Annotated in this window: 15 protein-coding genes and 2 tRNA genes; 12 read left to right on the forward strand and 5 right to left on the reverse strand. The window is 69.9% G+C overall.

What is annotated here, in order from left to right; genetic code table 11:
• Positions 1 to 94: 94 nt before the first annotated feature.
• Positions 95 to 679, forward strand: a complete 585-nt coding sequence (locus tag Sco07f_RS01910) for a biotin transporter BioY (protein WP_007449839.1) — start codon at positions 95 to 97, stop codon at positions 677 to 679.
• A gap of 84 nt (positions 680 to 763) precedes the next feature.
• Here Sco07f_RS01910 and Sco07f_RS01915 read toward each other — a convergent pair whose 3' ends face one another.
• The gene (locus Sco07f_RS01915) at positions 764 to 2,206 is read right to left on the reverse strand and encodes an amino acid permease (RefSeq protein WP_087790949.1); all 1,443 of its coding nucleotides are present in this window, start codon (positions 2,204 to 2,206) and stop codon (positions 764 to 766) included.
• A gap of 208 nt (positions 2,207 to 2,414) precedes the next feature.
• Here Sco07f_RS01915 and Sco07f_RS01920 point away from each other — a divergent pair, with 208 nt between their 5' ends.
• Positions 2,415 to 2,900, forward strand: a complete 486-nt coding sequence (locus Sco07f_RS01920; protein ID WP_087790950.1) for a ribose-5-phosphate isomerase — start codon at positions 2,415 to 2,417, stop codon at positions 2,898 to 2,900.
• Between the two features lie 145 nt (positions 2,901 to 3,045).
• Positions 3,046 to 3,855: an Fpg/Nei family DNA glycosylase gene (locus Sco07f_RS01925; RefSeq protein WP_108986754.1), complete on the forward strand. Its 810-nt coding sequence runs from the start codon at positions 3,046 to 3,048 to the stop codon at positions 3,853 to 3,855.
• 10 nt (positions 3,856 to 3,865) lie between these two features.
• Here the strand turns inward: Sco07f_RS01925 and Sco07f_RS01930 are convergent, their stop codons facing one another.
• Entirely contained in the window at positions 3,866 to 5,155 is a 1,290-nt protein-coding gene (locus Sco07f_RS01930) for a GNAT family N-acetyltransferase (RefSeq protein WP_007449863.1), read from the reverse strand.
• Between the two features lie 162 nt (positions 5,156 to 5,317).
• Between Sco07f_RS01930 and Sco07f_RS01935 the strand changes: the two genes are divergently transcribed.
• Both Sco07f_RS01935 and Sco07f_RS01940 read left to right on the forward strand, forming a co-directional pair.
• A complete protein-coding gene (locus Sco07f_RS01935) occupies positions 5,318 to 6,505 on the forward strand; it encodes a PP2C family protein-serine/threonine phosphatase (protein WP_007449836.1) in 1,188 nt (395 codons plus the stop codon).
• A 25-nt stretch (positions 6,506 to 6,530) separates the two neighbouring features.
• Entirely contained in the window at positions 6,531 to 7,007 is a 477-nt protein-coding gene (locus Sco07f_RS01940; RefSeq protein ID WP_108986755.1) for an HD domain-containing protein, read from the forward strand.
• Positions 7,008 to 7,016: 9 nt separating this feature from the next.
• Here the strand turns inward: Sco07f_RS01940 and Sco07f_RS01945 are convergent, their stop codons facing one another.
• Positions 7,017 to 8,183, reverse strand: a complete 1,167-nt coding sequence (locus tag Sco07f_RS01945; protein WP_007449862.1) for an acyltransferase family protein — start codon at positions 8,181 to 8,183, stop codon at positions 7,017 to 7,019.
• Positions 8,184 to 8,884: 701 nt separating this feature from the next.
• On the opposite strand from Sco07f_RS01945, the gene Sco07f_RS01950 reads away from it, so the two are divergent.
• On the forward strand, positions 8,885 to 9,079 hold the full coding sequence (locus Sco07f_RS01950; protein WP_007449834.1) for a hypothetical protein: 195 nt from the start codon (positions 8,885 to 8,887) through the stop codon (positions 9,077 to 9,079).
• Between the two features lie 89 nt (positions 9,080 to 9,168).
• Here the strand turns inward: Sco07f_RS01950 and Sco07f_RS01955 are convergent.
• Positions 9,169 to 9,239, reverse strand: a tRNA-Gly gene (locus tag Sco07f_RS01955).
• Positions 9,240 to 9,402: 163 nt separating this feature from the next.
• Between Sco07f_RS01955 and Sco07f_RS01960 the strand changes: the two genes are divergently transcribed.
• The 5 genes from Sco07f_RS01960 to clpX all read left to right on the forward strand — a co-directional run bounded on the left by Sco07f_RS01960 (position 9,403) and on the right by clpX (position 14,286).
• Positions 9,403 to 9,479, forward strand: a tRNA-Pro gene (locus Sco07f_RS01960).
• A 227-nt stretch (positions 9,480 to 9,706) separates the two neighbouring features.
• The gene (tig, locus tag Sco07f_RS01965) at positions 9,707 to 11,113 is read left to right on the forward strand and encodes a trigger factor (RefSeq protein ID WP_108986756.1); all 1,407 of its coding nucleotides are present in this window, start codon (positions 9,707 to 9,709) and stop codon (positions 11,111 to 11,113) included.
• A gap of 357 nt (positions 11,114 to 11,470) precedes the next feature.
• On the forward strand, positions 11,471 to 12,076 hold the full coding sequence (locus Sco07f_RS01970; RefSeq protein ID WP_164251099.1) for an ATP-dependent Clp protease proteolytic subunit: 606 nt from the start codon (positions 11,471 to 11,473) through the stop codon (positions 12,074 to 12,076).
• A 51-nt stretch (positions 12,077 to 12,127) separates the two neighbouring features.
• On the forward strand, positions 12,128 to 12,808 hold the full coding sequence (locus tag Sco07f_RS01975) for an ATP-dependent Clp protease proteolytic subunit (RefSeq protein ID WP_007449830.1): 681 nt from the start codon (positions 12,128 to 12,130) through the stop codon (positions 12,806 to 12,808).
• A gap of 191 nt (positions 12,809 to 12,999) precedes the next feature.
• Entirely contained in the window at positions 13,000 to 14,286 is a 1,287-nt protein-coding gene (gene clpX, locus Sco07f_RS01980) for an ATP-dependent Clp protease ATP-binding subunit ClpX (protein ID WP_007449827.1), read from the forward strand.
• A gap of 73 nt (positions 14,287 to 14,359) precedes the next feature.
• Here clpX and Sco07f_RS01985 read toward each other — a convergent pair whose 3' ends face one another.
• Positions 14,360 to 15,349: a hypothetical protein gene (locus Sco07f_RS01985; RefSeq protein WP_087790956.1), complete on the reverse strand. Its 990-nt coding sequence runs from the start codon at positions 15,347 to 15,349 to the stop codon at positions 14,360 to 14,362.
• 137 nt (positions 15,350 to 15,486) lie between these two features.
• Between Sco07f_RS01985 and Sco07f_RS01990 the strand changes: the two genes are divergently transcribed.
• Positions 15,487 to 18,111, forward strand: coding sequence for a valine--tRNA ligase (locus tag Sco07f_RS01990; RefSeq protein WP_108986757.1), 2,625 nt, complete (start codon positions 15,487 to 15,489; stop codon positions 18,109 to 18,111).
• Positions 18,112 to 18,170: the final 59 nt, after the last annotated feature.

Here is an 18,170-nt window from a genome sequence, read left to right on the forward strand (position 1 = left end):
AGCGGGCCTTTGTCGAGCGCTGCTGGTGATCGGCTCCAGGCGGCTGGGATAGCGTCGCGGTGTCCCGACATGTCCACACCACCGCGGAGTCCCCATGAGCACCGCTGCCGTCCCCGCCCGACGCTCCGGGCAGGTCCTCGCCGACCTCATCCCCTCCTCCCGAGTCCGGGACGTCGCGCTCGTCGCGGGCGGCGCCGTGCTCACCGGCCTCGCCGCCCAGATCGCGGTACCCGTGCCCGGCTCCCCGGTGCCGGTGACCGGCCAGACCTTCGCCGCGCTGCTCGTCGGCACCTCGCTCGGCGCCCGCCGCGGCCTCCTCTCGCTCGCGCTGTACGCCCTGGTCGGCATGGCGGGCGTGCCGTGGTTCGCGGAGGGCGGATCCGGCACCGCCGCCCCCTCCCTCGGCTACGTCTTCGGCATGCTGCTCGCCGTCACGGTCGTGGGCGCGCTGGCCCGCCGCGGCGCCGACCGCTCGATGCTGCGCACGGCCGGCACGATGCTGCTCGGCGAGGCGATCATCTACGCCGTCGGCGTGCCGTACCTGGCCCTCGCCGCCGACATGTCCCTCACCGCCGCGATCGCGGCCGGCCTCACCCCGTTCCTGATCGGCGACGCGCTGAAGGCCGCGCTGGCGATGGGCGTCCTGCCCACCGCCTGGAAGCTGGTCGACAAGCGGTAGAGGCCCACCGGGCCCGCGAAAGAGGCTCGCCGGAGCGCGGACAGCGCCCCGGCGAGCCTCTTTCGTACGTCCGCGACGGCCGGGTCACCCCTCCTCGGCGGCGGCCTTCCGCGCGGTGATCCGCTGCTTGACGAAGGCGACGACGAGGACGAGCGCGGCGACGAGCAGCGACAGCAGCACGGTGCTGCGCCCGTCGTGCTCGGTGTCGGTCAGCATGTAGCCGAGCACGAACACGATGACCGCGGCGGCCGCCCAGGTCAGATACGGGTACAGCCACATCCGCACGACCAGCTTCTCCGGCGTCTCCGCCTGGATGATCTTCCGCAGCCGCAGCTGTGAGAAGCAGATGGCCAGCCAGACGAAGAGGGCCACCGCACCCGAGGAGTTGAGCAGGAAGAGGAAGACCGTGTCGGGGAACTTGTAGTTGAAGAAGACCGCGACGAAGCCGAAGACGACGGACGACAGGATCGCCGTCTGCGGCACCCCGCGCCGGGTGGTCCGGGCGAAGGCCCTGGGCGCGTCCCCGCGCTCGCCGAGCGAGAACGCCATGCGGGAGGCCGTGTAGAGCCCCGAGTTGAGGCAGGACAGCACCGACGTCAGCACGATGAAGTTCATGATCTGCCCGGCGTTCGGGATCCCGAGCGAGTCCAGGGCGGCGACGTAGGAGCCCTGGTCGACGATCGACTGCGAGTCCCAGGGCAGCAGCGCGACCACGACGAAGATGGAGCCGAGGTAGAAGACGGCGATGCGCCAGATGATGCTGTTGGTCGCCTTGGTGACGGCCCGCTGCGGGTCCTCGGACTCGCCGGCGGCGAGCGTGGGGATCTCGCTGCCCATGAACGAGAACACCACGAGCAGCACACCGGTGAGGACGGCCCCGGGCCCGTTCGGCAGGAACCCGCCGTGTTCCGTCAGGTTCCCGAGCCCCGCCTGCCCGCTGTCCACACCGGGCAGCACGCCGAACACGGCCAGCCCGCCGACGACGATGAACGCGGCGATGGCGACGACCTTGATCCCGGCGAACCAGAACTCGAACTCGCCGTAGGAGCCGACGGAGGCGAGGTTGGTGGCGGTCAGCACGACCATCACGATCAGCGCCCACCCCCACTGCGGCACGGCGGGTATCCAGCCCTCCAGGATCTTGGCCCCGGCGGTCGCCTCCACGGCCAGCACCACGACCCAGAAGAACCAGTAGAGCCAGCCGATGGAGAACCCGGCCCAGGGGCCGAGCGCCCGGTCGGCGTGGGCGGAGAAGGAACCCGAGGTCGGGTTGGCGGCCGACATCTCCCCGAGCATCCGCATCACCAGCACCACGAGCGTGCCGACGAGGGCGTACGAGAGGAGGATGCCGGGTCCCGCGGTGGCGATTCCGGAACTGGACCCCACGAACAGCCCGGCCCCGATGACGCCGCCGATGGCGATCATCGTGAGATGGCGGTTCTTGAGCCCGGCCTGAAGCCCGGACCCGGGGGACGACGGGTTCTCGGGCCCGTCCTCGGGCTTGGTCAGGGTCGGCTGCGAAGTCATGGGGGGAGGGTTTCCTTTGCGCCGGTCGAGCACTTTCCCGTACGAGCGGTGTACGAGCCGCACCAGTGAAACGGAGGCGAACGAATTCAGGAACCTTTGAATCCGGATCGTTACTTGAGCTTTTCCTGAGGTTCGAAAGTTTTACGTCTTCTTTTCCCAGCTGCCACCCGAGGAGTCCGCCTTACGGCCCCCGTGTCACACTCGACGCATGCGCGTGTATCTCGGCTCGGACCATGCGGGCTTCGAACTCAAGAACCACCTCGTCGAGTGGCTCAGGGAAGCGGGCCACGAGCCCGTCGACTGCGGCCCGCACATCTACGACGCCCAGGACGACTACCCGCCCTTCTGCCTGCGCGCCGCCGAGCGCACGGCCGCGGACCAGGGCGCCCTCGGCATCGTGATCGGCGGCTCCGGCAACGGCGAGCAGATCGCGGCGAACAAGGTGAAGGGCGTGCGCGCGGCGCTGGCCTGGAGCGAGGAGACGGCGGCGCTGGGCCGCCAGCACAACGACGCCAACGTTGTGGCGGTCGGCGCCCGCATGCACACGCAGGACGAGGCGACGAAGTTCGTCGAGACCTTCCTCGCCACCCCGTTCTCCGGCGACGAACGGCACATCCGCCGGATCGACATGCTCTCGTCCTACGAGACCACGGGCGACCTCCCCCCGGTCCCGGCCCACCACCCGCAGCAGTAGAAGACCCTGGAAGACCCCGGCACACGGACGCCGCCGACGCGAAGAACGCCGGCGGCGTCCGGGGTCGAGCCCCGGAACGATTCGAGCCTCTTGCCCCACCGAGTCGGGTGGACGGGCAAAGGCAGGGCAGGAAAGGACACCGCACGTGCCAGAGGGGCACACGATCCACCGGCTGGCGCAGGACCACACCGCCGCCTTCGCCGGGACGGCGGTCCGCGTCACCAGCCCCCAGGGCAAGTTCACGGACTCCGCCGCTCTCCTCGACGGCACCGTCCTGACCGGCGCCGACGCCCACGGCAAACACCTCTTCCTCGGCTTCGGCGACCTCCATTGGGTCCACATCCACCTCGGACTCTTCGGCAAGGTCACCTTCGGCCCCGCCCCGGCACCCCCGCCCACGGACACCGTCCGCCTCCGCCTGCTCGACGACACCACGTACGTCGACCTCCGCGGCCCCACCACCTGCGCCCTGATCACGGACCCGGAGAAGCAGGCGATACACGACCGACTCGGCCCCGACCCCCTGCGCCCGGACGCCGACCCCGCGGCCGCCCACCGCCGGATCTCCCGCAGCCGCACCACCATCGCCGCCCTGCTCATGGACCAGAAGGTCATCGCCGGCGTGGGCAACGTCTACCGCGCCGAGGTCCTCTTCCGCCACGGCATCGACCCGTACCGCCCCGGCAAGGACATCACCCCCGCCGAGTGGGACGCGATCTGGCAGGACCTCACCGCCCTCATGCGCGAGGGCGTACGGAACAACCGCATCGACACCGTCCGCCCCGAGCACACCCCCGAGGCCATGGGCCGCCCGCCCCGCGTCGACGACCACGGCGGCGAGGTCTACGTCTACCGCCGGGCGAACCAGCCCTGCCACCTCTGCGGCAGCCCGGTCCGCACCGCCGACCTCGCCGCCCGCAACCTCTTCTGGTGCCCGGCCTGCCAGAAGCGCTAGGAGCCCGCGCTCAGAACCCGTGCGGCAGCCACGGCGCCACGTCCGACCCGAACCCCGCCGACGCCTCCGCCAGCGCCCCGGCCCGCACCTCACGCACCCGTCCCGCCGCACCGAGCGCCCCGAGACTCACGCCCCCGAGATACGCCGCCCCCAACTCCCGCACGGACAGGGCGAGATCGGCGGCGTCCGTCGTACGCTCGCAGGACGCCCCCTTCGCGTCGCCGGTCAGCCGCCAACGCCCCTCGTTCCAGGGGCAGAAGGCGTCCTCGACCTCGAACACCACGTCCACCGGCGCCCGGTAGGTCCGCGCCGCCAGCGCCGCGCCGACGTCCACCAGCCGTACGTACAACGCGTCCCGCAGCGTCGGCCGGCACCGCCGTACGTCCGACACCTGGTACTGCCACGCCTCGTCGACCGGCCGCCCCCGCACCGTCAGCGTGGAGGTCAGGTCCACGTCGTACAGGAACCGCCACAACGCCGCCTCGGTCGCCGGATCGAGGCCGGCCAGGGCGTCCAGGACCACCGTGCCCTTGGGCCCTTCCGGCCCCCAGGCCGGCCGCACCCGGAACCGCGCGAACCCGGTGACCTCGCCGCCCCGCCGGGCGACCACGCACTGCAGGGGCGAGGCACCGTCCCGCCCGCTCTCCGGGTCCAGCAGTCCCAGCCGCTCCCAGCCGGGCCGCCGGGCCAGCATCCCGGGCCGCGCCGGCACCAGCCGCGCGTAGACCGCCTCGCACGCGTCGACCACGTCGGCGGGCGCCGCGTACCGCAGCCGTACGTCGTCCGTGCCCGGCGGCACCGACAGCCGGACCCGGCTCGTGTCGATCTCCGCGCCGAGCTCGAAGGTCGCGGCGCCGTAGCCGAACCGGCCGTAGATCGCCGGCTCGGAAGCCGTCAGGACCGCCAGCGGCTCGCCCCAGGACCGTACGTCGTCCAGCTGCCGGCGCATCATCGACGTCAGCACACCTTGGCGCCGGTGCGTGGCGGCGACGCTCACCATGGTCACGCCCGCGGCGGGCACCTGCGCGCCGCCCGGCACGGTCATCCGGAAGGCGAACGCCCCCGCAGTCCCGACGCACTCCTCGCTCGGCCCGTCGCCCTCCCACACGCCGATCGACCGGTCGACCTGCGTCAGTTCCCGGAACAGCGCCAACTCCTCGTCCGGCCCCGGAATTCCTCCGAAGGCACGGATCAGCGTCCCGTACCACCTCTCCCACTCCTCGCGCCGCAGCACCCGCGGCACTCGCGTCTCCGCGGCCGTCGTCGTCACACCGTCGCCGCCATCAGTCGTGCGTCCCATGAGGCATGCGTACCAGGGCCGCGCGAGCGGGGCGAGACAATTTCCGCGGGGTTGCGGCGCGGCGGCCGTTCGTGAAGTTCACTGTGAAGTCCGGCCCCGGACGGGGGACAAGTGGGACCTCCCGTGCCAAGCGGCCGGTCCGATGGATAGGGTCCCGAACTAATGGCAGCAGGACGGCAGCGGCGCGCGGAGGCCGAGACCTTCACGGCCCGGTGGAAGAAGCAGTGGCACCGGGCCCGCGTCGGCGTGCGCCGATCCGCCGTCGACTACTTCCGCGGCGACGGCTCCGACTGGATCGCGCTCGCCGGACTGCTGCTCACGATCCCCGTCATCGCGGCCACCACGATGGTCAACTCCGTGTGGTGCTCGCCCTCCGCGCTGGTCATCCCGATCGTCGCGGGCGGCCTGCTGCTGCGCCCGGCGAGCCTGCTCGGCCTGTACGCGGCGGCGGCCACCGCGCTGATCGTGGAGTCCGTGCAACTGGGCCCGTACACCGAGGGCCCTTCCCGGGTCACCCCCGGCGTGGTCCTCGTCGTCGCGGCCTGCGGGTTCTTCGGGCTCCTCGTCGCCCAGTTCCGCAGCCGGGTCGGCGTGCCCTGGCGGCGCGGCGGCACCATGCTCTTCGACCTGCGCGAACGCATCCGGGTCCAGAGCAAGCTGCCCCAGCTGCCCAAGGGCTGGCATCGCGAGATGGCGCTGCGCCCGGCCGGCGGCCAGTCCTTCTCCGGCGACTTCGTCGTCGCGGCCCGCACCAACGGCGGCCGGACCCTGGAGGTCGTGCTCACCGACGTCTCCGGCAAGGGCATGGACGCCGCCTCGCGCGCCCTGCTGCTGTCGGGGGCCTTCGGCGGACTCCTGGGCAGCCTCCCCCCGCACGCCTTCCTGCCGGCCGCCAACGGCTATCTGCTGCGCCAGGACTGGGACGAGGGGTTCGCCACCTCCATCCACCTCGTCCTGGACCTCGACTCCGGCGACTACGAGCTGTACTCCGCCGGACATCCCCCGGGCCTCCAGCTCAGCGCGGGCACCGGCCGCTGGGAGGAGAAGTCCGCCGAGGGACCGCTGCTCGGCGTGTACGACGGGGCGCAGTTCGACCAGGTGAAGGGCACCCTGCGCCCCGGAGACGTACTGATGCTGTTCACCGACGGCCTGGTGGAGACCTCCGACCGGGACATCGCCGAGGGCATCGACCGCCTCACCGGCGAGGCCGACCGCTATGTCGCCGGCGGCTTCCACGGCGCCGCCTGGCACCTGATCGAGGCGGTGGCCAAGGACGTCAACGACGACCGGGCGCTGCTGCTGATCTCCCGGGAGGGGCCGACGGCCCAGTCCGCGACGGCGACGGGCTGAGCGCCCGCGCCGACATACTGGGTCCATGTCCCACGACTCCGGACCGTCCGCCCCGCCGCTCACCCTGGCCGAGGTCGAGGCCACCGCACGTGCCGCCCACGCCGGACAGACCGACAAGGCGGGCCGGCCGTACGCCGGACACCTGAGGGCCGTCGCCGAGGGCGTACGGCGACGCGGCGGCGACGACGAGCAGATCGCGGCCGCCTGGCTGCACGACGCCGTCGAGGACGACGCGCTGACCGAGCGGTGGCTGGAGGAGGCGCCGCTGAGCCGCCGCACCAAGGACATCGTCCTGGCCCTCACCAAGCGGGCGGGGGAGCCGCTCGAGGCGTACGCCGCGCGGATCCTCGCCACCCCCGGCGCACTCCTGGTCAAGGAGGCAGACCTGGCGCACAACGCCGACCCCGCGCGGCTCGCCGTCCTCGACGAGGCCACCCGCACACGACTGACCGAGAAGTACACGCGGATGCGCGCACTTCTCGGTCGGGCCGGCCGGGAATGAACGGCGGCGCTAGACGGAGACCTTCTCGCCGCTGCCGTTCGGTGCGGCGGGTTCGGTGGACGCCTCGCGCGTCCCGCTGCCGGACTTGTCGCGCTTCTCCCGGTCCCGGGCGGCGTCGCCGGGGTCCGCCTTGAAGGCCCAGTCCATCTTCGGCTCGACCACGTACCGCATGACCCGCTGGACGGGCTTGGTGCACAGCAGGGTGATGGCGGTGGCGCCGAGGACGGTGAGCCCGATCTCGCCCAGCGGCTCGTCCAGGAAGGAGTGCTGGAACCAGCCGGTGTAGCTGCCCTCCTTCACCAGGAAGCCGTGCAGCAGGTAGCCGTAGATCGTGCCGGCGCCCAGGGCCGTGAACCACATGCGGCGGCCGGGCACCCAGGCGAAGAAGCACGCGCTCAGCACCACGGAGCAGCCGAAGAGCGCCAGCGTCAGAACCGGTCCGGACCACCAGGGGCCGCCCGTGTCCTGCACGGCGGCGTTGCGGTAGAACCAGCCGGTCTCCATGCGCGGCACCGACCACCAGCCGATCACCAGCGCGGCCGCGACCACCGGCACGGACCAGATCCGCACCGAGCGGCGCCGCACCAGCTGGAAGTGCTCGGGGCGCAGCAGCAGACCCAGCACGAAGCACGGCAGGAACTGGAGCACGCGCTGCATGTTCAGGTCGTTGCCGACGGACGGCGTCACGGAGGCCAGCGCGGCGATCGCGAGGGCGATCGGGAGCGGCCAGCGGACCGTCTGCCAGATGGGGGTGGTCAGCCGCCAGACGAACAGCGCGCACAGGAACCACAGGAGGTAGGTCGGGTCCAGCAGGCTGAAGTCGCTCTGCGGGTCCTCGCTGACGCGGCGGTGCAGCGTGTAGGCGACCTCGAAGACGAGGTACGGGACGACGACACCGGTGATCAGCCGCTTGACGCGCTTGGGGCTCAGATCGAAACTGCGCGAGAAGTAGCCGGAGATGACGATGAACGCCGGCATGTGGAACGTGTACAGGACCCGGTAGAGGGTCTCCACGGTCCGGTTCCCGTCCAGGATCTGGCCCCAGGCGTGGCCCACACCGACGAGCACGATCGCCAGGTACTTGGCGTTGTCGAAGAACGCGTCGCGCTGCCGGCTCGGCTGTGCGCGCGGGGACGGCGACTTCCGGTCGCCGTCGGATCGCAGCGAGCTAGTCATGCAGCCCCCCGCCGAAAACCCGGCGAGTGGTCACAGGACCTCGCTGCTCTGGTGGGGGACGAGGCAGCGTAGAACATCTGAGGCACCCTAGCGTTCTCCGTGTGATTCCGTAAAACCCTCGACGTCATTCCTGCATTTCGGGTCTTGAGTACGGTGTGAGTACCGTGCGAGTACCCCCGTATTAGGGGAACTCGGCCTCTCCGGGAGCGTGACGGCCCCCACATCCCCTGATGCCGCCGCACGCCGAAGCGCCGTCTGGAGCACCCCACTTGTCATGACACGTCATGACTAAACGCCGCATAAGAGCGGCGGGCGACTCCACTGGAATGTCCGCTTCAATGCGGTTGCGGGGCCGGTGGGTGATCCTGTGATCTCCCTGTGATGACCCTGTCGACGCACTCGCCGAAGTCCCTGCCGATGTGTCCGCCGCGACAATTCGAAATAACTGCGAACGCGTTGTGTGGGCATTGAAACGAAGCGACCGTAATTCCCCGCACGAACGTTCTATCGAAATTCCGTACGGGGCTCGGGAGCCGGATGCGCCCGCGTGCGCGGGGGAGCGTGCCGGTGCCGGAACCGGACGGACGATGTGTCACCTGCCGCATGACCGGGCCCGGTTGGTGGCACGATGGTTCTGGCGGGGGTGTGCGGTGCCGCACCTCCGGGCCGGGAGAGCGGACCGACCGAGGGTGTGATCAGTTGTGGCCATTTCGCTGTCAGTGGTGCTGCTGTTGGCGATCATCCTGGTGGTGCTGCTGCGGGGAGGCTCCATCAAGGCGGGGCCGGCGATCGTCGCGGTCCTCTTCGGCTTCTTCCTTGCCTCGACGGGCATGGCCGACGACATCCAGCGCTTCCTGGACTCGATAGCCGACATGGTCAACTCGATCCAGTTCTAGGCCCCGGACCCAGGCCCCCGGATCCAGGCCCCGGATCGCACGAAGGCCTCCGGCCCGATCCCTGGGGGACCGGGCCGGAGGCCTCTCGGAGCGGGCGACGGGAATCGAACCCGCGTAGCCAGTTTGGAAGACTGGGGCTCTACCATTGAGCTACGCCCGCACAGCTCGCGCCGCAGGTCGGTGACCGCGGCACTGTACGCATCGTAGCGGGTCACCGCCCCTCGGCGCACACCCCTTCCGGTCCGCGCCGAACCTTCACCGACGCCCGGGAAACCCTGCGGCCCCCGGTGCCTGGCGCCATGTACCCTACGTCTCGCACCAGACGGGGTGTGGCGCAGCTTGGTAGCGCGTCCGCTTTGGGAGCGGAAGGCCGTGGGTTCAAATCCCGCCACCCCGACCACCATCCGCCGGTCGGTCCGCCGATCCCCCAGGCGGTTCGTCCGTCGGTCGCCCCGGCCTCCCCGACGAGTGCGAGTGATCGCCTTTTGGGCCGTGTAGTCGCTGCCGTTACTATGCAAGCTGCACGCCCGTGTGTCTCAGCGTTTGAAGTCTCCGGGCGGCGAAATTTGCCGGACACTCTCTGGTTCCGGCAGAACCCAAGAAGTCAGCCACCAAGGAGACCGAACCGTGAAGAGCGCCGTGGAGACCCTGAACCCGACCCGGGTTCGGCTCACTGTCGAGGTGCCCTTCGAGGAGCTCAAGGACAGCCTCGACGCGGCGTACAAGAAGATCAACCAGCAGGTCACGGTGAAGGGCTTCCGCAAGGGCAAGATCCCGGCCCGGGTCATCGACCAGCGGTTCGGCCGCGGTGCGGTTCTGGAGGAGGCGGTCAACGACGCGCTTCCCAAGTTCTACACCGACGCGGTCAACGAGGCCGAGCTGAACCCGCTCGGCCAGCCCGAGGTCGACATCACGGAGCTGAAGGACGGCGAGACGCTGAACTTCACCGCCGAGGTCGACATCCGCCCCTCCATCGAGATCCCGGACTACTCCGGCATCGAGGTCGAGGTCGACGCCGTCGAGGTCACCGACGAGGACGTCGAGAAGTCGGTGGAGCAGCTGCGCGAGCGCTTCGCCTCGACCTCCCCGGTCGAGCGTGCCGCCGCCGAGGGCGACGTGCTCACGATCGACCTCCAGGCCAAGGTCGACGGCGAGGTCCTCGAGGACGGCGTCGCCGACGGCGTCTCCTACACCATCGGCTCCGGCGAGCTGCTGGACGGCATCGACGACGCCGTGAAGGGCCTGGAGGCCGGTGGCGAGGCCACCTTCACCTCCGAGCTCAAGGGCGGCTCGGCGGCCGGCAAGGAGGCCGAGGTCACCGTCAAGGTCACCCAGGTCGCCGCGCGCGAGCTGCCCGAGCTGGACGACGACTTCGCGCAGCTCGCCTCGGAGTTCGACACCCTGGAGGAGCTGCAGGCCGACAGCCGCAAGCGCCTCGCCAACATGAAGCAGTACGACCAGGCCACGCAGGCCCAGGAGCGCGTCCTGGACAAGCTGCTCGAGCTGGTCGAGGTCCCGGTCCCCGAGAAGCTCCTCGAGGACGAGATCAACACCCGTAAGCACAACCTCGAGCACCACCAGCTCGGCCAGATGGGTCTCGACCTCGAGAAGTACCTCGAGCTCCAGGGCAAGACCGCCGAGGAGTTCGAGACCGAGACCCGCGAGGCCGCGGTCAAGGGCATCAAGACCCAGTTCGTCCTCGACGAGCTGGTCAAGCAGGAGAAGCACAACGTCAGCCAGGAAGAGCTGACCGAGCACCTCATGCGCCGCGCCGCGTCCTCCGGCATGTCCCCCGACCAGTTCGCCCAGGCCGTCGTCGAGCAGGGCCAGGTCCCGCTCCTCGTCGGCGAGGTCGCCCGCGGCAAGGCCCTGGCCTCCGTGGTCGAGAAGGCCACGGTCAAGGACACCAACGGCGAGGTCGTCGACCTGGACGACGAGGAGGACGAGGAGACGGAGGCCGCCGAGGCCCCCGCCACCGAGGCCGCCGACGCCGAGAAGGCCGACGACAAGGCCGAGGAGAAGACCGAGGGCTGATCCCCTCGCGCCGTCCCCGACGGATGTGAAACGGGCCCCGGACGTTCCGACGCCGGGGCCCTTTCGCTTACGGCTGGACAGCACTGCAAGGGGCGCGGGGACCTGCGCGACCAGCCACAGACGGCCCGCGGCCCGGGAACCGGCAGATCCGCTACGGCGGTGGGGATCCGCGCACCCCGCGGAGCGCTACGCCCCCGGCGAACACCCGCAGAACCGGGATGGCACCGGAGGGTCACCGCGTTAGGGTCCATGAATACGAGGGCAGGGGAGTCCCCGAAAGCGGCTCCAGCCCCGCAGGGAAACGTGAGACGGCCCGGCGCCGTCGTAAGACGAGCAGGTGGATACGTGACGAATCTGATGCCCTCAGCCGCCGGCGAGCCCTCCATCGGTGGCGGCCTCGGCGACCAGGTCTACAACCGACTGCTCGGCGAGCGGATCATCTTCCTCGGCCAGCCGGTCGACGACGACATCGCCAACAAGATCACCGCACAGCTGCTGCTCCTTGCCGCCGACCCGGACAAGGACATCTTCCTGTACATCAACAGCCCGGGCGGTTCGATCACGGCCGGTATGGCGATCTACGACACCATGCAGTACATCAAGAACGACGTGGTGACGATCGCGATGGGTCTCGCGGCCTCCATGGGGCAGTTCCTGCTCAGCGCGGGCACCCCCGGCAAGCGCTTCGCGCTGCCGAACGCCGAGATCCTCATCCACCAGCCCTCCGCCGGCCTCGCCGGTTCGGCCTCGGACATCAAGATCCACGCCGAGCGGCTGCTGCACACCAAGAAGCGCATGGCCGAGCTGACCTCTCAGCACACCGGCCAGTCGGTCGAGCAGATCACCCGCGACTCGGACCGCGACCGCTGGTTCGACGCGTTCGAGGCCAAGGAGTACGGCCTCGTCGACGACGTCATCACCACGGCCGCCGGCATGCCGGGCGGCGGTGGCACGGGCGCCTGAGCCAATCCCCCGCCCCGAGCCGACCGCCTCAGCCCCTTTACAGGAGACACTGTGAACGACTTCCCCGGCAGCGGCCTGTACGACCGCTCGCGTGCCGAGTACACCGGCCCGTCCGCCGAGTCCCGCTACGTCATCCCGCGCTTCGTCGAGCGCACCTCGCAGGGCGTGCGCGAGTACGACCCGTACGCGAAGCTCTTCGAGGAGCGCGTGATCTTCCTCGGCGTGCAGATCGACGACGCCTCGGCCAACGACGTCATGGCGCAGCTGCTGTGCCTGGAGTCGATGGACCCCGACCGGGACATCTCGATCTACATCAACAGCCCCGGCGGCTCCTTCACCGCGCTCACGGCCATCTACGACACGATGCAGTACGTGAAGCCGGACATCCAGACGGTGTGCATGGGCCAGGCCGCCTCCGCCGCCGCCGTCCTGCTGGCCGCCGGTACGCCCGGCAAGCGCATGGCGCTGCCGAACGCCCGCGTCCTGATCCACCAGCCGTACAGCGAGACCGGCCGCGGCCAGGTCTCCGACCTGGAGATCGCCGCCAACGAGATCCTGCGGATGCGCTCGCAGCTGGAGGAGATGCTGGCCAAGCACTCCACCACGCCGGTCGAGAAGATCCGCGAGGACATCGAGCGCGACAAGATCCTCACGGCCGAGGACTCGCTGGCCTACGGCCTGATCGACCAGATCATCACCACCCGGAAGATGGACAACTCCTCTCTCCGCTAGGCGGGAGGCTGTATCGTCTGCCGCTCCTTGGCACGGTTTGACGCGATTCACGTCAAAGGGAACCGTGCCAAGGGGGGCCCGGACGAGGGGCCCGGCAAGGTACCGTCGGACATAAGGCAGCACCAGGAGTCCGCTGCGCGTTGACGCGACGTCGACGTCCAGGAGTCTCCCAGGCGAAGGGGAAGCACACCGTGGCACGCATCGGTGACGGCGGCGATCTGCTCAAGTGCTCGTTCTGCGGGAAGAGCCAGAAGCAGGTCAAGAAGCTCATCGCAGGGCCCGGTGTGTACATCTGCGACGAGTGCATCGACCTCTGCAACGAGATCATCGAGGAAGAGCTGGCGGAGACCAGCGAGGTCCGCTGGGAGGAGCTCCCGAAGCCCCGCGAGATCTACGAGTTCCTCGAGAGCTACGTGGTCGGCCAGGAGGCGGCCAAGAAGGCGCTCTCCGTCGCGGTGTACAACCACTACAAGCGGGTCCAGGCCGGCGAGAACGGCGGCGCCCAGGGCCGCGAGGACGCCATCGAGCTGGCGAAGTCCAACATCCTCCTGCTGGGGCCCACGGGTTCCGGCAAGACCCTCCTCGCCCAGACCCTCGCCCGCATGCTGAACGTCCCGTTCGCGATCGCCGACGCCACGGCGCTCACCGAGGCGGGGTACGTCGGCGAGGACGTCGAGAACATCCTGCTGAAGCTGATCCAGGCCGCGGACTACGACGTCAAGAAGGCCGAGACCGGGATCATCTACATCGACGAGATCGACAAGGTCGCGCGGAAGAGTGAAAACCCCTCCATCACCCGCGACGTGTCGGGCGAGGGCGTCCAGCAGGCCCTGCTGAAGATCCTCGAGGGCACCACGGCCTCGGTCCCGCCGCAGGGCGGACGCAAGCACCCGCACCAGGAGTTCATCCAGATCGACACGACGAACGTCCTGTTCATCGTGGGCGGCGCCTTCGCGGGCCTGGAGAAGATCATCGAGGGCCGCGCGGGTGCCAAGGGCATCGGCTTCGGCGCGCAGATCCGCTCCAAGCGGGAGATCGAGTCCAAGGACCAGTTCGAGCAGGTCATGCCGGAGGACCTGGTCAAGTTCGGCATGATCCCCGAGTTCATCGGCCGGCTGCCCGTCATCACCTCCGTCCACAACCTCGACCGCGAGGCGCTCCTCCAGATCCTGGTCGAGCCGCGCAACGCGCTCGTCAAGCAGTACGAGCGCCTCTTCGAACTCGACGGCGTCGAGCTGGACTTCGAGCGCGAGGCCCTGGAGGCCATCGCCGACCAGGCCATCCTCCGCCAGACCGGCGCGCGCGGCCTGCGCGCCATCATGGAGGAAGTCCTCCAGGGCGTGATGTACGAGGTCCCGTCCCGCAAGGACGTGGCCCGCGTCGTCATCACGGCGGACGTGGTCCTCTCCAACGTCAACCCGACGCTCATTCCCCGGGATTCGCGGGGCCGCGGCTCGGGCGAGCAGAAGACGGCGTAGCCGCACCGTACGCACACACGTGAAGGGGCCCGGTCGAGTGACCGGGCCCCTTCCACGTTGTCGCGCGTTCGCGTCAGGCCTTGACGCGAACTTCCTTGCGGAGCTTGGCGGTGATCTCGGCCGCCTTGTCCGGGTCACCGCTCTTGCCTGCGGCGATGTCCAGGATGTCCATCGGCATGACCCAGCCCAGCGTGCTGTGGTCACCCCAGATGCAGTACGTCATGTTCATCTTCTTGGGCTCGTTGGCGCCGCCGCTGGAGTTGTCGACCTCCGCCTGCTGGCACTTGATGATGGCGCCCTCCAGGGAGTCCGGCTTGTACTCCTTCGGCTCGCCCTGCAGCGTGACGTCCTCGTCGTCGCCGCCCTTCTCGCTTTCCTTCTTCATGTGGGCGAACATCGCGTCGACGGCCGCCTCGGGGTCGTCGATGGTGCCGTAGACACCGGCGAACATCATCTGCTTGCTCGCCAGCGGGTTGTCCTTGTTCTCCGCGGTGTACGAGGCGCTGACGTCCTTGGCGTCCTTCACCCCCCAGGACTCGGCGTCCTTCAGATCGCTCTCGTCCATGGTGCCGCTGTCGCTCTCGCCCTTCGTGTACTCACCGAGCACCGTGGCCGGAGTCGTCAGCTTGTGCGGCCCGTCGTCGGCGATGTCCGAGCCGCCGCCGCTCCCGCTGCCGCCGAACACGAAGTACGCGCCCACGCCGATCGCCGCCACGACGGCGACCGCTCCGATGATCAGGCCGGTCTTCTTGCCGCCGCCGCCCGCCGCCGGGGGCTGCGGCATGCCGTAGGGCTGCTGGCCGTACGGCGGCTGCTGACCGTAAGGGGCCTGCTGGCCGTAGCCGGGCTGCTGGCCGTACGGCGGAGTCTGCGGCGGGACGCCGCCCTGCTGGGACTGCTGCGGGTAGCCGTAGCCCGGCTGCTGCGGGGGAGGGGTCTGCTGGGGGTAGCCGTAGCCGGGCTGGGGGGCCTGCGGCGGTTGCTGGCCGTACGGACCCGGCTGGCCGTACGGTCCGGGCTGCTGGGGCTGCCCGCCGTACGGGCCCGGCTGGTTGTGACTCATTCGGGGTTCCCCCTCAGATGCTTTACGTGGTTCTGACATCCTGACTCAGGCCCGGCGGGCGCAGGTCACCGGGGGCCGCACCGTTACAGAAGAAACGCGTTTCGGGACAGGGCCGTGACGCCCGTAAACTGACCCCCGTGACCGAGAACTCTCAGCAGCCGCAGCCCGCACCCAGCACCGAACTGCCGACCCAGTACACGCCGGCCGAGGTAGAGGGGCAGCTGTACGAGCGCTGGGTAGAACGGGGTTACTTCGAGGCCGACGCGAAGAGCGACAAGCCGCCGTACACCGTCGTCATCCCGCCGCCGAACGTCACGGGCAGCCTGCACCTCGGGCACGCCTTCGAGCACACGCTCATCGACGCCCTGACCCGCCGCAAGCGCATGCAGGGCTACGAGACGCTGTGGCAGCCCGGCATGGACCACGCCGGCATCGCCACGCAGAACGTCGTCGAGCGCGAGCTGGGCAAGGAGGGCAAGTCCCGGCACGACCTCGGCCGGGAGGCCTTCGTCGAGCGCGTCTGGCAGTGGAAGAGCGAGTCCGGCGGGCAGATCAGCGGCCAGATGCGCCGTCTGGGAGACGGCGTCGCGTGGTCGCGTGAGCGGTTCACCATGGACGAGGGGCTCTCCCAGGCCGTCCAGACCATCTTCAAGCGGCTCTACGACGACGAGCTGATCTACCGCGCCGAGCGCATCATCAACTGGTGCCCGCGCTGCCTGACCGCGATCTCCGACATCGAGGTCGAGTACCAGGACGACGACGGCGAGCTGGTCTCCATGAAGTACGGGGAGGGCGACGAGACCATCGTCGTCGCCACCACCCGCGCGGAGACGATGCTCGGCGACACCGCCGTCGCCGTCCACCCCGAGGACGAGCGCTACAAGCACCTGGTCGGCAAGCTCATCAAGCTGCCGCTGACCGACCGCTCCATCCCGGTCGTCGCCGACGAGCACGTCGACCCCGAGTTCGGCACCGGCGCCGTCAAGGTGACGCCCGCCCACGACCCGAACGACTTCGAGATCGGCCAGCGGCACGGCCTGCCCGCCATCGCCGTGATGGACGAGCACGCCGTCATCACCGCCCACGGCCCCTTCCAGGGCCAGGACCGGCTCGAGGCCCGCTCCGCCATCGTCGCCGCGCTGCGCGCCGAGGGCCGGATCGTCGCCGAGAAGCGGCCCTACGTCCACTCCGTCGGCCACTGCTCGCGCTGCAAGACCACCATCGAGCCGCGCCTGTCCATGCAGTGGTGGGTCAAGGTCGGCCCGCTGGCCAAGGCCGCCGGGGACGCCGTCCGCGACGGCAAGGTCAAGATCCACCCGCAGGAGATGGAGAAGCGGTACTTCGACTGGGTCGACAACCTCCACGACTGGTGCATCTCGCGCCAGCTGTGGTGGGGCCACCGCATCCCCGTCTGGTACGGGCCGAACGGTGAGGTCGTCTGCGTCGGCCCCGACGAGGAGCCGCCGACCGGCGAGGGCTGGTACCAGGACTCCGACGTCCTGGACACCTGGTTCTCCTCCGGCCTGTGGCCCTTCTCCACGCTGGGCTGGCCCGAGCAGACCGAGTCGCTCGCGAAGTTCTACCCGAACTCGGTCCTGGTCACCGGCTACGACATCCTCTTCTTCTGGGTCGCCCGGATGATGATGTTCGGCCTCTACGCGATGGACGGCACCCCGCCGTTCCACACCATCGCCCTGCACGGCATGGTCCGTGACCAGAACGGCAAGAAGATGTCCAAGTCCTTCGGGAACGTCGTGAACCCGCTGGACTGGATGGACAAGTACGGCTCCGACGCCCTCCGCTTCACCCTCGCGCGCGGCGCCAACCCGGGCGTCGACGTCCCGATCGGCGAGGACTGGGTCCAGGGCTCGCGGAACTTCGCCAACAAGATCTGGAACGCCACCCGCTTCGCGCTGATGAACGGCGCGACGGTGGACGGCCCGCTGCCGGACGCGTCGAGGATGTCCTCGACCGACCGCTGGATCCTCTCCCGCCTGAACTCGGTGGTCGCCGAGGTCGACGCGTACTACGAGGACTACCAGTTCGCGAAGCTCTCGGACGCCCTGTTCCACTTCGCCTGGGACGAGGTCTTCGACTGGTACGTCGAGCTGTCCAAGACCACCTTCCAGGCGGGCGGCGAGGCGGCCGAGGTCTCGAAGCGGGTCCTGGGCGAGGTCCTGGACGTGACGCTGCGTCTCCTCCACCCGGTCGTCCCCTTCGTCACCGAGACGCTGTGGACGACGCTCACGGGTGGCGAGTCGGTCGTCATCGCCGAGTGGCCGTCCGACTCCGGGTTCCGGGACGCCGCCGCCGAGCGGGAGATCGAGACCGTCCAGTCCGTCATCACCGAGGTCCGCCGCTTCCGTGCCGACCAGGGGCTCCAGCCCGGCCAGCGGGTGCCGGCCCGGCTGACCCTCGCGGGCAGCGCGCTCGCGGCCCACGAGGCGGCCGTCCGCCAGCTGCTGCGGCTCCAGCCGGAGGGCGACGCCTTCACGGCGACGGCCACGCTGCCGGTCGCGGGCGTCGAGGTGGCCCTCGACCTCTCCGGGGTCATCGACTTCGCCGCCGAGCGCAAGCGGCTGGCGAAGGACCTCGCGGCGGCCGAGAAGGAGAAGGCCCAGGCGAACGCCAAGCTCGGCAACGAGGCGTTCCTGGTGAAGGCGCCGGACCAGGTCGTCGACAAGATCCGCGGCCGCCTCGCCAAGGCGGACGAGGACATCGCCCGCATCACCGCCCAGCTGGAGAAGCTGCCGGAGGCGTAGGTGCCGTTACGTCAAGAAGGCCCCCGGTACCGTGCTGGCGCCGGGGGCCGTCACTTGCC

The organism is Streptomyces coelicoflavus, from assembly GCF_003112555.1.
GTDB classification, from domain to species: Bacteria; Actinomycetota; Actinomycetes; order Streptomycetales; family Streptomycetaceae; genus Streptomyces; species Streptomyces coelicoflavus.

Coding starts and splice junctions, on each gene's coding strand:
- Sco07f_RS01910 (WP_007449839.1), top strand. CDS start 95: ATGAGCACCGCTGCCGTCCCCGCCCGACGCTCCGGGCAGGTCCTCGCC.
- Sco07f_RS01915 (WP_087790949.1), bottom strand. CDS start 2,206: ATGACTTCGCAGCCGACCCTGACCAAGCCCGAGGACGGGCCCGAGAAC.
- Sco07f_RS01920 (WP_087790950.1), top strand. CDS start 2,415: ATGCGCGTGTATCTCGGCTCGGACCATGCGGGCTTCGAACTCAAGAAC.
- Sco07f_RS01930 (WP_007449863.1), bottom strand. CDS start 5,155: ATGGGACGCACGACTGATGGCGGCGACGGTGTGACGACGACGGCCGCG.
- Sco07f_RS01935 (WP_007449836.1), top strand. CDS start 5,318: ATGGCAGCAGGACGGCAGCGGCGCGCGGAGGCCGAGACCTTCACGGCC.
- Sco07f_RS01940 (WP_108986755.1), top strand. CDS start 6,531: ATGTCCCACGACTCCGGACCGTCCGCCCCGCCGCTCACCCTGGCCGAG.
- Sco07f_RS01945 (WP_007449862.1), bottom strand. CDS start 8,183: ATGACTAGCTCGCTGCGATCCGACGGCGACCGGAAGTCGCCGTCCCCG.
- Sco07f_RS01970 (WP_164251099.1), top strand. CDS start 11,471: ATGCCCTCAGCCGCCGGCGAGCCCTCCATCGGTGGCGGCCTCGGCGAC.
- Sco07f_RS01985 (WP_087790956.1), bottom strand. CDS start 15,349: ATGAGTCACAACCAGCCGGGCCCGTACGGCGGGCAGCCCCAGCAGCCC.